Annotated in this window: 13 protein-coding genes and 1 riboswitch; of the genes, 4 read left to right on the top strand and 9 right to left on the bottom strand. The window is 43.9% G+C overall.

Features of this window, described 5'->3' with window-relative positions; all coding sequences use genetic code 11:
* Positions 1-879 precede the first annotated feature (879 nt).
* From ACXAFV_RS06525 to ACXAFV_RS06515, 3 genes are all read right to left on the bottom strand, one after another.
* Positions 880-2,067 carry an MDR family MFS transporter gene (locus ACXAFV_RS06525; RefSeq protein ID WP_475125233.1) on the bottom strand — a complete coding sequence of 396 codons (1,188 nt, stop codon included), beginning with the start codon at positions 2,065-2,067 and terminating at the stop codon, positions 880-882.
* Positions 2,068-2,374: 307 nt separating this feature from the next.
* Entirely contained in the window at positions 2,375-2,539 is a 165-nt protein-coding gene (locus ACXAFV_RS06520) for a glycogen biosynthesis protein GlgD (protein WP_475125232.1), read from the bottom strand.
* The gene (locus ACXAFV_RS06515) at positions 2,536-2,829 is read right to left on the bottom strand and encodes a YtzC family protein (RefSeq protein ID WP_475125231.1); all 294 of its coding nucleotides are present in this window, start codon (positions 2,827-2,829) and stop codon (positions 2,536-2,538) included. Before ACXAFV_RS06515 ends, ACXAFV_RS06520 begins: the two co-directional genes overlap by 4 nt.
* Before the next feature lie 210 nt (positions 2,830-3,039).
* On the opposite strand from ACXAFV_RS06515, the gene mnmL reads away from it, so the two are divergent.
* Positions 3,040-3,993, top strand: coding sequence for a tRNA modification radical SAM protein MnmL/YtqA (mnmL, locus tag ACXAFV_RS06510; RefSeq protein ID WP_475125230.1), 954 nt, complete (start codon positions 3,040-3,042; stop codon positions 3,991-3,993).
* Entirely contained in the window at positions 3,990-4,562 is a 573-nt protein-coding gene (gene mnmM, locus ACXAFV_RS06505) for a tRNA 5-(aminomethyl)-2-thiouridylate-methyltransferase MnmM (protein WP_475125228.1), read from the top strand. The genes mnmL and mnmM overlap by 4 nt, the downstream gene beginning before the upstream one ends.
* A gap of 47 nt (positions 4,563-4,609) precedes the next feature.
* Here mnmM and ACXAFV_RS06500 read toward each other — a convergent pair whose 3' ends face one another.
* From ACXAFV_RS06500 to ACXAFV_RS06485, 4 genes are all read right to left on the bottom strand, one after another.
* Positions 4,610-5,611 carry an LLM class flavin-dependent oxidoreductase gene (locus ACXAFV_RS06500; protein ID WP_475125227.1) on the bottom strand — a complete coding sequence of 334 codons (1,002 nt, stop codon included), beginning with the start codon at positions 5,609-5,611 and terminating at the stop codon, positions 4,610-4,612.
* Between the two features lie 111 nt (positions 5,612-5,722).
* Entirely contained in the window at positions 5,723-8,089 is a 2,367-nt protein-coding gene (locus ACXAFV_RS06495) for an immune inhibitor A domain-containing protein (protein WP_475125226.1), read from the bottom strand.
* 237 nt (positions 8,090-8,326) lie between these two features.
* Positions 8,327-9,391, bottom strand: a complete 1,065-nt coding sequence (locus ACXAFV_RS06490) for a tetraprenyl-beta-curcumene synthase family protein (RefSeq protein ID WP_475125224.1) — start codon at positions 9,389-9,391, stop codon at positions 8,327-8,329.
* Between the two features lie 14 nt (positions 9,392-9,405).
* A complete protein-coding gene (locus ACXAFV_RS06485) occupies positions 9,406-10,209 on the bottom strand; it encodes a lysophospholipase (protein ID WP_475125222.1) in 804 nt (267 codons plus the stop codon).
* An 84-nt stretch (positions 10,210-10,293) separates the two neighbouring features.
* Between ACXAFV_RS06485 and ACXAFV_RS06480 the strand changes: the two genes are divergently transcribed.
* Positions 10,294-10,809, top strand: coding sequence for a gamma carbonic anhydrase (locus ACXAFV_RS06480; protein WP_475125220.1), 516 nt, complete (start codon positions 10,294-10,296; stop codon positions 10,807-10,809).
* A 466-nt stretch (positions 10,810-11,275) separates the two neighbouring features.
* On the opposite strand, the gene metK is transcribed toward ACXAFV_RS06480, so the two are convergent.
* Entirely contained in the window at positions 11,276-12,475 is a 1,200-nt protein-coding gene (gene metK / locus ACXAFV_RS06475) for a methionine adenosyltransferase (RefSeq protein WP_475125218.1), read from the bottom strand.
* A 236-nt stretch (positions 12,476-12,711) separates the two neighbouring features.
* A riboswitch (SAM riboswitch) is annotated at positions 12,712-12,857 on the bottom strand.
* A 370-nt stretch (positions 12,858-13,227) separates the two neighbouring features.
* On the opposite strand from metK, the gene pckA reads away from it, so the two are divergent.
* On the top strand, positions 13,228-14,817 hold the full coding sequence (gene pckA / locus ACXAFV_RS06470) for a phosphoenolpyruvate carboxykinase (ATP) (RefSeq protein ID WP_475125216.1): 1,590 nt from the start codon (positions 13,228-13,230) through the stop codon (positions 14,815-14,817).
* A 417-nt stretch (positions 14,818-15,234) separates the two neighbouring features.
* On the opposite strand, the gene ACXAFV_RS06465 is transcribed toward pckA, so the two are convergent.
* Positions 15,235-15,384: a lmo0937 family membrane protein gene (locus ACXAFV_RS06465; protein WP_446243996.1), complete on the bottom strand. Its 150-nt coding sequence runs from the start codon at positions 15,382-15,384 to the stop codon at positions 15,235-15,237.
* Between the last annotated feature and the right edge of the window lie 109 nt (positions 15,385-15,493).

Raw genomic sequence — 15,493 nt, 5'->3', positions numbered from 1 at the left:
ATATTTTTAGACAACAAAAGATTGTGTTTGGATTCATTCCGTGTTATTCTATACAAGCGATGAGCTGAATTGTGTAAGTCGGTGATCACGCCTTAACGGCAGCAAACTATGTGGAGTTTGGATCATCCGCCTCAATTTTTTGCAAGTGGGCTTCCATAGGAAATGGGAGCCCTTTTTACATAGAAAAGCGGAAGCGCCTTGCTCAGAGGCGACAAGCATAAGGTGAACCTACCGGAAAGGCGCTCTTTGCCTTTTTGGTAGGTTTAACTTATGACCTCGAGCCTCTAGGCGCTGGAGCTGGACAATATAGAAAAGCGGAGGCGGCTCGATCAGCCCCGACAAGCATAAGCTAAATGGGCCGGGAAGGCGCTCTTTGCCTTCTTGGACCATTTAGCTTATGACCTCGAGGGGCTAGCCGCCGGAGCTGGACAATAGAAAAGCGGAGGCGGCTTGCTCAGAGGCGACAAGCATAAGGCGAGCAAGCCGGAAAGGCGCGTTTTTTGCCTTTTTGGCTTGCTTGACTTATGACCTCGAGCCTCTAGCCGCCGGAGCTGGACAATAGAAAAGCGGAGGCGGCTTGCCCAGAGGCGACAAGCATAAGGCGAGCAAGCCGGAAAGGCGCGTTTTTTGCCTTTTTGGCTTGCTTGACTTATGACCTCGAGCCTCTAGCCGCCGGAGCTGGACAATAGAAAAGCGGAGGCGGCTTGCCCAGAGGCGACAAGCATAAGGCGAGCAAGCCGGAAAGGCGCGTTTTTTGCCTTTTTGGCTTGCTTGACTTATGACCTCGAGCCTCTAGCCGCCGGTGCTGGACAATTCCCGTAGAAACTTCTATTCCCTAATTACAGAAAAAAGCCAATGAGCAGTTTCATTGGCTTTTTATTATTGTACAGGCAATGATACCGGTGCTTCCTTTTTCAAAGGACGATCATAAACGCTTGAAAGCACCAGGGAAACGATGAAGAATCCAATCAATGTCATGAATAATACCTGCATACTGAACAAATCAACCATCACTCCCCCGATAAATGGGCCGATCATTCTCCCTCCGGTTGCCGTACTGTTTACAATTCCCTGATAAAATCCTTCGCGTCCTTTCGGGGCTAGTGAATTGGCGATTGTCGGCACGGCCGGCCAAATCAGCATTTCCCCGATTGTCAGGATGATCATGGAGATCGCAAACCATTCAAACGTATCCGATACAGAAGCCACTCCAAAGGAAACCATGAAGATTACCGTTCCAATCATGATCTGCAACTTAAGATTGTCTTCAAATCGTTTGATCATTTTCGATAAAAGAGGCTGCGCGAGCACGATCAATGCACCGTTGATGGTCCAAAGCAAGCTGTACTGCTTCAAACTGATATTGATTTCCTGTGTATAGGTTGCGATTGTCGACTGCCACTGAACATAGCCGACCCAGCATAGTAAATAGGCAGCACAGATAATCAGAAGCGCAGTCAGCTTTGATTTGTTCCGTATCACTTTTTTCTCGCTCAAAACAGAGGTCTGTCTCGCTGATTCCACCGAAATATGGCGGTAGCCGAAAAGAGCAATCAAGAAGAATACGAGGTACATGAGTAAATTCGCGAGGAATATATAACTGAATGAAAAGGATGCCACCAATCCGCCTAAAGCAGCACCGACCGCAACTCCGATGTTTTGTGCAACGTAAACGGAATTGAACGCCTTTCGTCCGCCTTCAGGCCAAACGGAACCAGCCATAGCATACATGGAAGGAAATACAATCCCTGAACCAAATCCAATCACAGTTAAAAATACAACATAATAAGGCCAGCCCTGCCACAAATTCATCCCGACAAGCGCTGCTAATGTAATGATGATTCCCAGCAATATGGAGCGGTAGCCCCCCAATTTATCAAAAAGGCTTCCGCCTATCAGATTCCCTATGACACTTGCTCCTGCATTGATCATCAGCACAAGTCCGGCAACAGATAACGACTTTCCAAGATGCTCATGGAGGTAAATCGTATTGAGCGGCCATAAGAAGGAAGAACCTGTGACATTCACCATCATCCCGATGACAAGTAACCATAAAGATTTAGGCATTTTCTTCTTCCCTTTCTCCCATTTATTTCGAGTCCCAAAAGAATTTTACTCCTTTTGATCGGGAGGGGCAAGAACTATTTTTTTGAATTTTTTCGAGGGATTTCAACAAGCTCCTGAGCAGCGGGAAAGGGTGCCTGGCTCAAATCAATTGTTTTGAGCCAGACTCGATTTGGGCTTTTTGAGCCTGGCTCGGATCGACCATTTTGAGCCAGGCTCAATTCCCCATTGTCATACCTTCTATCTCTCCATCACCAACAATCCAAACCAGCAAAAAACTAGGCACCCATAAAGCACCTAGTTTCTGAAATCACTTCCCGTTATTCTGCTTTGATTTGACCGGCTGTCCCTGTTTTTCGTACTGTTTCTTGGCTTCTTTTACAGGGTTTTGTTCTGCTCCGAATTCTGTATCTAAATTACGAAAGTCGCTTCTTGTTTTTTGTTCGGGATTATTTTGTTTAGAACGTTTTTTCAATGTAATTTTCCTCCCACTACAGTTGGATCGTGTTCTAATAAAATCATCTCATTCTGAAGATTTTGCAGCTGAAGCCTCATCCGATGCAGCTGCTCGCGCTGCTGGGCATTCGCGCTGTGTGCCAGGTCAGCGACATCATTGACTGACTCTTCTATCTGCTGCATCGCTTTCGTGTATTCCTGATCGTGATAATGCTCCTGCTCCATGCCGGATTTGTATTGCTCTTGAGCGTAACGAATGGCATCTTCACATTTTTGAATACAGTCTTCAACGGATTGTCTTGTTGCCATGCGACTACCTCCTGCTTTCTTTGGTCTAAAGAAGAGAATATGCCTGCTCTTCTTCTTCATTAGTTTTAACCTGTTGTCCGCATTCAGAAGTGGTAATCTTCGCCTATTTGAAGAGAGAGGATACATTCACGTTCCCATTCATGTTAAAATCTTTTTGATGAGGGTTAACATACATAACTTAGATGAAGAAATTAGGAGGTGTTTGTCATCGTGACAAACCCGTTTCCGTACGCTGCTGATAACAAACGATATCATACATGGAATTACCACTTGCGTAATCATTTTGACCATAAAGTTTTCAAGGTGGCGCTTGATGGGGGTTTTGACTGCCCGAATCGCGACGGCACAGTGGCTCACGGCGGTTGTACATTCTGCAGTGCAGCAGGGTCAGGAGATTTTGCAGGGGACCGTGTCGACCCGCTTGAAAAACAATTTAACGATATAAAAAATAAAATGCATAATAAATGGAAAGACGGCAAATACATGGCCTATTTCCAGGCGTTCACCAATACACATGCACCTGTAGAGGTTCTGCGTGAGAAGTATGAGTCTGTTTTAAAACAGGAAGGTGTCGTCGGAATCTCCATAGCCACACGTCCTGACTGCCTCCCGGATGATGTTGTCGAATATCTCGCAGAACTCAATGAACGCACATATCTGTGGGTGGAGCTCGGACTTCAGACCGTCCATGAAAAGACAGCTGACTTGATTAATCGCGCACACGACTATCAATGCTATGTTGAAGGCGTGAACAAGCTCAGAAAACATGGAATCCGTGTATGCTCCCATATCATTAACGGACTTCCTCAGGAAAATGCAGAAATGATGATGGAAACTGCACGTGAAGTAGCAAAATTGGATGTCCAGGGGATTAAAATACACCTGCTTCACTTATTAAAGGGCACACCGATGGTCAAGCAGTATGAAAAAGGGCTCCTTGAATTCATGGACTTTGATGAATACGTGAACCTGGTCTGCGATCAATTAGAAATCCTTCCTCCTGCCATGATCGTCCACAGGATCACCGGGGACGGACCGATCGAAATCATGATTGGCCCGATGTGGAGTGTAAATAAGTGGAATGTGCTGAACGCAATTGATCATGAACTGAAGAATCGCAACAGCTGGCAAGGAAAATATTATAATGTGGATGTGAAAGCATGAAATTGGAAAGAATCTTACCTTTTGCCCGAAAGCTATTGGAAAACGCAGTGAAACCGGGCGATATCACAATAGATGCAACACTCGGAAACGGCCATGATACATTGTTTCTGGCTCAACTCGTCGGTGATAACGGCCGGGTTTACGGCTTCGATATCCAAGAGGAAGCCGTGCAGAATACAAGAGACCAACTTGCCACTCATGAACTTTCTCACCGTGTGACCCTGTTTCACCAGGGACACGAGACGGTCATGAATGTCATCCCGCCTGTTCATCACGGAAAGATTACTGGAGCCATCTTCAACCTTGGTTACCTTCCAGGTGGAGACAAAACAATAGTCACCCGACCAAAGACAACCATTTCGGCAATGAATCAGATCCTTGAAATGTTAGCGCCTGAAGGTATCCTTATCCTCGTCATTTACCACGGTCACCACGAAGGAGCCGTCGAACGGGACTATCTGCTCCGTTATGTAGAAAAATTAGATCAGAATTACGTACACGTTTTACGCTATCAATTCGTCAACCAACTCAATAACCCTCCATTCATCCTCGCCTTGGAGAAAAGATAAAAACAGGGACGGGCCTTTAGCATGCTAAAGGCCCGTCCCTCACTGCTTTAAAGCAGTGCATCAGCGATGAGCTGGAATGATTTGAGTTTTTCCTGAAAATCGTATGTGATGGTGACGAGCATGATTTCGTCGGTTTGGTATTGTTCACTGAGCTCGAGGATTTCCGTTTTTACTTTTTCAGGGTTTCCCACGATCATGCGCTTTCGGTTTTCTCTCACCCGCGCAAGTTCGAATGTGCTGTATTGATAGGCTGCTGCTTTCTCTGGGCTTGGCGTCCCATTTGAACGTATGCCCTGTTCCAGCATGATCAATGACAAATCGATACTTGATGCCACTCTTTCCGCTTCCTCATCGGTTTCTGCACAAATCGTGAAGACTGCCACAGTATTTTTTGGTTTATCCAGGTACCGGGATGGTACAAAGTTATTGCGATACGCCTCTGTAAACTGCGGACCGCCTTCGCCATTGATGAACTGTGCAAATGTATAAGGAAGTCCTTTCTGCGCTGCAAGCATGGCACTGGATGGACTTGAACCAAGCATCCAGACCTCAGGCATCGTTTCAATCATCGGGGCTGCTGTCAATCCTTGATAAGGATGGGAATCAGGCAGGGAATCCGTCAGATACCCCAGCAATTCATCAATCTGGCCGGGATAACGGTGAACATCCCGATGCTTGCCGTCACTGAGAGCCATTGAAGCCATAGGCATCCCCCCTGGTGCTCTTCCTAGACCAAGGTCGATCCGTTCAGGATTCAACCCTTCAAGCAGCCTGAAGTTTTCCGCTACTTTGTACGAGCTGTAATGAGGAAGCATGACCCCGCCGGACCCGACACGGATCTTCGAGGTGTTTTGCGCCAGATGGGCAATCAATACCTCCGGTGATGATCCGGCAAGGCTCGGTGAATCATGATGCTCCGATACCCAAAATCGGGTGAAACCCAGTTTTTCAACAAACTGTGCAAGTTCTACTGTATGATTTAAAGCCTCTTTTGGGCTCATTCCTTCTGAAATCGGTGACTGATCCAAGACACTTAATTTGATCGTCAATATTGGACATCTCCTTTAGCTGATGTGAGTATTATTATCAATTCCCAAGTGAAAAATGTCCAATAACATGCTTAAAGGGTGACGGCAGGAAGCCGTCACCCTTTAAAAAATTTATCTGTTTTTAATTTCGATTCGTCCTACAGATTTATCTTTACTTTGGCCAGTAACTTTGATCTTCAAACCGTATTCAGGAACATTACGTCCTGCATCCGGCATTTTTTCGTTCAGGTAACTGCGTTTGTCGTTAAACTCCGGATTTTTGTGAGTATGCTTATCTTCCAAAGTGAGTCCAAGAAGATCGCGATAATCCAAGAACATTTTTTCTGTTTTATCCATACTGAATGCTGCATCGTGAATTTGATATCTCGAGGAAGCCATTGATTTGTCACTCCATTGAAGCTCACGCTGATCCGCATCCACTACTCCAAGGAAACCTTCTCCAGGGTGAATTCCAGTCCAGTTGTCACCGTACTTTTCATCAGCATACCAGATGACAAGACCTGGATCGTATTGCATCAGGCTTTCACCTCTGCGAATATGGGCCAACCCTTCATCCACACCTTGATGATTTCTCCATTCAAGAAGATAGTAATGATTAGATGTTTTTATTCCGTTATCTTTCTTGAAGCCTTCAAGCGATACTTTTTCGGCTCCTTCCGCATCATCAAAGAACAATTCGCTTCCGTCTGCAGTGACTTTGATGTCATCTACATAAAGACCAGGATTCACTGCTGCTACATCGGTCCAATAATTCAGCTTCACTTGAACGTTTTTACCGGCATATTGGCTCAGGTCGAATACTGCATCAACCCATCCTTCTGATTTACCAGTGATTCCATGACCAGGATTCTGATCATGCGGGTTTGTTTCAGTAGTGATATTTCCAGGGATGCTTGTCCAAGTTTTACCATCTTCACTTACTTGAACGGAACCATAGTCCCAGTCTACTTCAATGTCATACCAAGCTTTAAAGGTAAGCTCTGCATTCTGGGCGGATGTTAAATCTGCGTTAAAGACCGCTGAATTGTCCAGGTCATTACCACTGCCGCTGAAATATTCATATTCTCCGCTATATGGAGTGTTTACGACCGTTTCTTTCTCTGGAAGATTAATTTTGACTGCATCAGGATTCGTCCCTTTCGTATTTGCCTGGTCAAGAAATACTTCCATTCCCATTTTATCAATATCTTCAAGATCTAATTCTTCATATTGCAGCCAGTTGCCGCCATGCGCAGCTTGTAAGAATTCCTTGGACCAAGCGCTAAATCCGGTCGGCTCTGTTCCAGGAACTTTTCCTGCCCAGCTTCCGCTTGACATGAGGGACCAGTAGGCAACCGCTTCTCCCTGACCGGTATACTGCGTATCATATTCATCAGGCAATCCTAGATCATGTCCATATTCATGAGAGAACACTCCTGCTGCTCCATCTGCAGGTTGGACCGTATAGTCATAGGCTGCCATGCTGCCTCCCCAGTAAGGAACTTCCGCTTCTGTGCCTTCGACAGGGAATACACTGCCTAAATTCCAGCGGTGGGACCAAATGGCATCCGGACCAAGACTTCCACCGCCAGCTTCCTCACCTACTGCAGAATGGACAATCATTAAATGGTCAACCAATCCATCAGCTTCACGAGTGTTTCCGTCACCATCAAGGTCATAGCGGTCTTCCTGATCGTAATCAGACAGATTTACATTTGGATCATTTGCAGCAGCCACTAGAGCTTCCCGCACAAGACTTCGGGCATCTTTATCATTATCTCCTGCTTCAGGGTTATTACCGCCATATTCAGCTGCCGGCTTAGAAGCCATATACCACCCTGCTACTTCACCTTCAACCGAGTAGGCACCGTTCGTTTGCTGCTCATAGAATTGTTTCATAGATATGAGGTTTTCCCCATTGGGACCTTCATAACCATTCTCACCGAATACCATATCTTCATAATGCTCTTTCACATAGTCCTCATAATACATATCAGTTTCACCAGGCTGTATTGAATTATGAGGGAAGTCTGGAAATTCCATAAGTAGTACAAGTACATTATCTATTCTTTTGTCACCTGTATATTCCTCTTCGACTACAGGATCCAAGTTTCTCTTTTTCCCTTTATGCTTGTCGCCTTTTTTATGTTTCTGGATGTCTTTTTCAATCTTCTCTTTTTCTTCTTTTAATTCACCGTCATCTTCTAGTTCTTTTAATCCTTCTGATTTTTCTTTCAGGAATTTCTTTACGGCTTTTTCTGCTTGCTCAGCCGTGGCTTGCTTAGACAACTTTCCGCTTTTTTGAAGCATTTCAATCAATTTTTCCTCATTGGCAATCGCAAGGTCAAAAGGTCCCTCTTGATGTGAATGAGATTTTTGCACCGAAGGTTTTGCCAACACTTTCTCTGGTACTACTGTCCCCGCTGATGCAGGTACAGCAAATGCGCCGATACCCAATGCAGCCGTCAGAGCCATAGATAAAACTTTACGTGTTTTCAACACGTCATCCCCCCTTATGTACTATGTTTTTACAACTAATTACAATATACTAGATTTTTCAGAAAAATCCATATATTCTGACATAATTCGAATATTTCCTCCTATGAGAAAATTTTACAAGGGGATATTTCCCTAATAAAAAACGATATAAAACGACAAAAAGCTAGTCCTATAGTAATAGGACTAGCTTTTTTAGACACAGACATATTATTTAATGGTTCAAAACAACTACGTTACTTATTTCACCTTCTTCAATTTCCGATACATTTTTCCATTCCAAAAGAAGAACTTTGTCACCCAGCCGGCCTCTCCGATGAATTCTTTTGAAAAAGCCTGGACCCTTTGTTGCCGGCTGGCTTTCTCATCAGACAGGTAGACTCCGATCAATCCTTTATTAATCAACCGGTGGAATCCGGAGTGCGGGAGATCATGTGTGTGTTCATCTGCTTTACGCAGAAAATGAATGAGCCTCTCGCGTAAATGTTCATCATTTTCATAATAAAAGCAGAAGTTCAAGTCCCCTCCCTCATGATCTTCTTCCTGATCGATAAAATAATCCAGCAAAATATGAAGACCTTGTATGTAAGGAAAATAACCTGCCTTGATTTTTTCTGTATAAGAGGGATGAAAATCCGGCCTGCTCGCATAGGCCACCAGGCAAAAGATTCCTAAAGTGGAACCCGAGCATGCTGAAAATTCATACCAGTCCATCTCCGGGAGCCGGGAGCGATGCCCTTCAAACCATGACTGAAGTCTGATCTCCCTTTCTTCTGCTTTCACATGTTTATGAATTTGCAAATCACAATAATACTCGCATAGTTCCAGCAGCTCATCTTTAATACTTTGATAGTGAGGAATATCAGCCAGTGCTTCCTGACATGCCATAACCAGGTCACGTAAATAGCCGCCGTCATCCTGTTCTTCTCTGAGCTCATAATAGTTAACGGGTTCAGAACTGACGTTCAATGAATCTTTCATCGATTGGTGCAGGAGCCGGAAGTCCTCTGGATCAAGGGATGTACTCCTGTCGCAAAGATTATCGAGATAGTCGCTGATTGTTTGATAAGCAACGGTGAAGCGGATGGTTTCCTTTTTCTTCTTTAGTGAGAGAATGGAAAGGATCGCGCCGCCTTCACAATGAAAGGTTTTATGCTCAATACTTGCTAATGCCTGTTTTCTTAACTCATCGTTAGGGATCTCCGCGGCTCGTTTTTTCCAGTGATTCAGCTCTTGATGAACCAGGGGAAAAATATCCCGATATACTTTTGTCATTAATGAAAAAGGACTTGCAGGTACTGACAAGCTTACCACCTCGTTTATAAAATATATCCCAGCGCCTTCAGCCGGCTTTCGATAAAGATCTTTGAGTATTCAAAGATGTCTTCTCTTTCTGGTTCGTTATAGATTTCATGGTAGCATTTCGGCCATTCCTTATAGTGCATTTCTGATAGCGACAGCTCATTGAACCATTTCTTGACCGCGCTTTTATCGACGATTTTATCATCGCCCGCCTGCAGAACAAGAAGAGGGATATCCGGCATTTTATTCAAGTTGACTGTTGCAAGCTTGATCGCCTGCGCGAGCTCCCTGTACCAGCGTACAGAAACTTTAGTAATATAAAGAGTGTCGTTACTGTCAATTTCCCTGACATCTGCATTCCGGGTTGCCATATCAATCGTCAATCCTGACGGAAATTTAATCATCGGGGCAATTTTATTCAAGCCATATGATAGTAATTCGATTGGTTTAGAGGGCCCGTTCACAAGCCCCAGGCAAGGTGAAGATAGAATGACCCCTGCCAACTTGACATGGGACTCTTGAAGCATACGTACGGCAACGAGGCCGCCCATGCTGTGGCCAAGGAGAAAGACAGGGAGGTCAAACCGATAGGCAGCCTGAACCCAGTCTTTTACTTCGATAATATATTCGTCGAATGAATCGATATGTCCTCTTTGCCTTCTCGATGTCATGCCCTGCCCCGGCAAATCACCCATAATGACATGAAAACCTGATGCTCGCCACATTTCAATGAGCCATCCGTATCGGCCATGATGTTCCATTGCTCCATGAATGATGACGATGACTGCCTTTGCCTCTTGATCTGTTTCCCATTTCCACATGGCAAATCCTCCTTAAATGTTTCTCTAATGGTTTTCATCTGCTACCATTATTATAGTAAATATTATTGAAAGGGGTAGTGAAAAATGCTCTATCCATATCATGATAAAAAACCTGTTATTGCAAAAACTGCTTTTATCGCCGATTATGTAACGATTTCTGGGGATGTTGAAATCGGGGAAGAATCCAGCATCTGGTTCAACACCGTCATCAGAGGGGACGTCGCGCCTACCAGGATTGGCAGCAAAGTGAATGTACAGGACAATTCAATCCTCCATCAAAGCCCTGAAAACCCCCTTATCCTTGAAGATGAAGTGACGGTCGGCCACGGTGTCATCTTACATAGCTGCAAAATCAGAAAAAAAGCCCTCATCGGCATGGGATCGATCATCCTTGATAACGCCGAAATCGGTGAAGGTGCTTTTATAGGAGCCGGAAGTCTGGTTCCTCAAGGAAAAGTCATCCCTCCAAACACCCTTGCCTTTGGCCGTCCGGCAAAAGTGATTCGGGAACTGAACGAACATGACATAAGTGAAATGAAACGCATTTCACGGGAATACGCAGAGAAAGGACAGTATTATAAAAGCATCAAACCATTATAACTCTTATACTTGTGATACCCCAACCTGAGTGAGATTACTCGTGTTAAATTACGGGATGGGGACATACGCGATGCAATTCCTTCAGCTTCCTTATGAGGTTGCCACTGTGAATGGTGCCTGTTTGTTCATTTGGATGTGATCGGTTGGTTTGGGAGTGGATTGATTTTGGATATAACTGAGAATCGCTACTTTATGCTGGATTGATTTTAGATTTAGCTAAGCTTCTCTTGTAAGCGCCTGGCTCGATTCGAGGGTTTTGAGCCAGGCTCAACTTTTCCGCAAAGATATCTGCCGTTTTACCGTTTTATCTGCCAAAATTCCGATATATCTGCCATTCTTCAAAATACGACAAATTCTGCGCAACTACCACTACCACTACAACTACAACAACTAATCCCTCTCCTCCACCCCAGCCATCAAAAAAACCAACACCCCTGAAAGAGTGTTGGTTTTCTCATACCTGTTTTTACTTAAGAGCTTCAGCTTTCAATACATCAGCTTTGTTAGTACGCTCCCAAGGAAGATCAAGATCGTTGCGGCCGAAGTGTCCGTAAGCAGCAGTCTGCTTGTAGATCGGACGGCGAAGGTCCAGCATCTTGATGATTCCTGCAGGGCGAAGGTCAAAGTTATCGCGTACAACATCAACCAATACATCCTCAGAAACTTTACCTGTTCCGAATGTATCAACTGAGATGGATACAGGCTGTGCTACACCGATCGCATACGCTAATTGAACTTCACATTTTTCAGCAAGACCGGCAGCCACGATGTTTTTCGCTACATAGCGGGCTGCATATGCTGCAGAGCGGTCAACTTTCGTCGCATCCTTACCGGAGAATGCACCGCCGCCGTGACGTGCATAACCGCCGTATGTGTCAACGATGATCTTACGGCCTGTTAGACCAGCATCCCCTTGAGGTCCGCCGATTACGAAGCGGCCAGTAGGGTTGATGAAGTATTTTGTCTTTTCGTCGATCAGTTCTTTCGGAACAACCGGATCGATGACATACTCCTTCAGATTACGCTGGATCTGCTCAAGTGAAACTTCAGGGTGGTGCTGCGTAGAGATGACAATCGTATCGATGCGAACAGGCTTATCATTCTCATCATATTCAACCGTTACCTGAGTTTTACCGTCCGGGCGAAGGTAAGGAAGAATTTCTTCTTTACGGACTTCCGTTAGCTGACGGGATAGTTTATGAGCAAGTGAAATCGGAAGAGGCATAAGCTCTTTCGTTTCGTTGCAGGCAAATCCGAACATCAGCCCCTGGTCACCAGCACCGATAGCTTCGATTTCTTCATCAGACATTTGTCCTTCACGTGCTTCAAGCGCTTGGTCTACACCTTGAGCGATATCAGCAGATTGCTCATCGATGGATGTCAGAACTGCACAAGTTTCAGCATCGAATCCGTATTTCGCACGTGTATATCCGATTCCACGGATCGTTTCACGGACGATTTTAGGGATGTCTACATACGTATTTGTTGTGATTTCACCTGCAACAAGCACAAGACCTGTTGTCACAGATGTTTCACATGCTACGCGGGCATTCGGGTCATTCGTTAAAATGGCATCAAGAATTGAATCAGAAATTTGGTCACAAATTTTATCTGGATGTCCTTCCGTTACGGACTCAGATGTAAACAGACGACGTTTTGTTGACATTAAGGTTCCTCCTTAAGCATATTTGCCGATTTTCACCGACAAAACATTTAAACAGATACGGTACTCATTTCCCTAAGTAGTATGAAGTAAACATGGTTTTTTTATAAGGCATAAGAGAACGTCCTTATATAAAAACATGAGTTTTATCACTAATGCTCCACTATAAAATAGAAAAAACCCTTCCTCGGGAAAAAGTACAAAGAGGAAAGGTTTCACATTATAGCCGCGCCTTTTCTCTCTTATCGTTCAAGGTTGTCCACCTTGCCTCAGTTTAGCACCTTCGCTTAATGGGATCCTTCCTTTTAAAAGAAGGACCAACTATCTATTTAGCAGGTTGCTGGGTTTCATAGGGTCTGCTCCCTCCACCAGCTCAGGATAAGAGTATCCGTTCAAGGTACAATAATAACGTTAACACCAAAGAGTGTCAAATATTTTTTAGTATGTAAAGATTAACAGCAGGTATCTCTATTTACCGCTATTGACAGTACTTTGGCTGACATCCGGATAGGCAGCTGACATTTATATAAGAAGAAACATGGAAACGTGGGTATATGAATGAGGAATTTCCTAAGGACAAGCATAAACTGCTTAGATAGGGGAAAATAAGTTGCATTTTTAAAGGAAAATGTTACAAGTTTAAGTCACATTATAAAAAAGCACTAAATAGTATAGACTAATAAATTAATTGTGTTATACTATTTTTGAAAAGAACAACAAAGTGGTATTTAAATTTATATAAAGGAAGGGTTCTAATGAATTCAGTGAGCATGTCTAGTGAGTTAACAGAATTACTTAGCGGTCAAAATATCAAAAATCAACTGTCTGTTTCACAATTAGTGGAAAGAGTTCTTCATAGAAATGAAGGCGTTTTAACTTCTTCAGGTGCAGTCAGAGCTGAAACTGGCAAATATACAGGGCGCTCTCCTAAAGATAAATTTATTGTAGAGGAGCCTACTACAAAAGATAAAATTGATTGGGGAGCTGTTAATCAGCCAATCTCCGCTGAATCATTCGATAAATTATACCATAAAGTCCTTGCATACTTAAAAGAAAAAGAAGAAGTATTTGTCTTCAACGGATTTGCAGGTGCAGATCCAAAACATAGACTTCCGATCCAGGTAATCAATGAATTTGCGTGGCATAATCTATTTGCACACCAGCTGTTCATTCGCCCGGGTGCGGAAGAGTTAATCTCTCACAAATCCGAATTTACGATCGTATCAGCTCCAAACTTTAAAGCAGACCCTGCTGTGGATGGTACAAATTCTGAAACATTCATCATTGTTTCTTTTGAAAAACGCATCGTCTTGATCGGTGGAACGGAATATGCAGGAGAAATGAAGAAATCGATCTTCTCCGTCATGAATTACATGCTTCCTGAAGCAGATATCCTTTCCATGCACTGTTCAGCAAATGTAGGGCGCGAAGGCGACGTTGCACTATTCTTCGGTCTATCCGGAACAGGCAAAACGACATTATCAGCAGATCCGAACCGCCGTCTGATCGGGGACGACGAACATGGCTGGTCACCAAATGGCGTTTTCAACATCGAAGGCGGCTGCTACGCGAAATGTATCGGACTGACTCGTGAAAAAGAGCCTCAAATCTTTGATGCAATCCGCTTTGGATCCGTGTTGGAAAACGTTGTTCTTGATGAAGATTCACGCATTCCAGATTACGAGGATAACAGTTTAACAGAAAACACGCGTGCCGCTTATCCGCTTCAAGCAATGGAAAACATCGTGGAGCCTAGTGTTGCCGGCCACCCTAATACAATTGTATTCCTGACTGCTGATGCGTTCGGCGTCCTGCCTCCAATCAGCAAACTGACGAAAGAGCAGGCAATGTATCATTTCTTAAGCGGTTATACGTCCAAATTAGCAGGAACAGAGCGCGGCATCACTTCACCGCAGGCAACATTCTCTACTTGCTTTGGTTCTCCATTCCTTCCGCTTGCTGCCACTCGTTACGCAGAAATGCTTGGGAAGAAAATTGATGAGCACAATGCAGAGGTTTACCTCGTAAACACTGGTTGGACCGGCGGAGAATATGGTGTGGGTAACCGCATGAAATTGTCTTACACACGTGCAATGGTACAGGCAGCATTAGAAGGTGAACTGACAAACGTTGAAACGGAAACAGACGTAATCTTCGGATTGAACATTCCAGTAAACGTGCCAGGTGTACCTGATGAAGTGCTTCAACCGATTAAAACATGGTCAAATGAAGATGCGTACAAAGTAAAAGCAACTGAACTTGCACGCCAATTCAACGAAAACTTCAAGAAATTCACCAACGTACCTGCCGAGATCGAAGCAAAAGGCGGTCCGGCTGTAAATTAATCTCGATCGATCAAGGACTGATCAGTCAGACACTTCCTTAGTGTTTGACTGGTCTGTTTTTTTGTTTTGGTTGAGTGATTTAGTATGGTATGGTGACTTGGATCAAGAGTTGGGTTTTAACGGCAGCATCGTGGCCACTCCTCAACTGATTGCACATCTGTATCTCATCTGATGAATGATCAAAGTGAATTTGTTCTTCAATTTTAGTTGTATCAACGGAAATTAAGATTTCAACAATTTTTCGGATGTGGCAACGTTTTTTAAGATTTATCAACGAAAAATTTCATTTATCAACGTTTTTTCGAATTTATCAACAATTCCACACAATACGACAAATTCCACATCCGCCGAACTACTTCCATTCCCATCCCCGTTTCATCCAAATAAAAAAAGAGGATTGCTCCTCCTTTTAAATAGCTATAAGCCTTTCTTCCGCCCTGTAATCAGATTCCATAAGAACACGACCACGGCAATGACCAATAATATATGGATGATGGCTCCGCCGATCTTGAAGATCAGTCCTAATAACCACAGGACAACAAGTATCCCGATGATGGTCCACAACATGTTTACCGCCTCCTTCATCATGTATTGTTGCTAACTTTCCCTATATCTCAATTTTTAAAACAACATCAACTTTTTTTTGAAAATTCTCCTTTACTAAATATTATAAATT

The sequence above is a fragment of the Rossellomorea sp. ABR4_012 genome (assembly GCF_056159545.1).
This window is presented reverse-complemented; position numbering and strand designations above follow the sequence as displayed.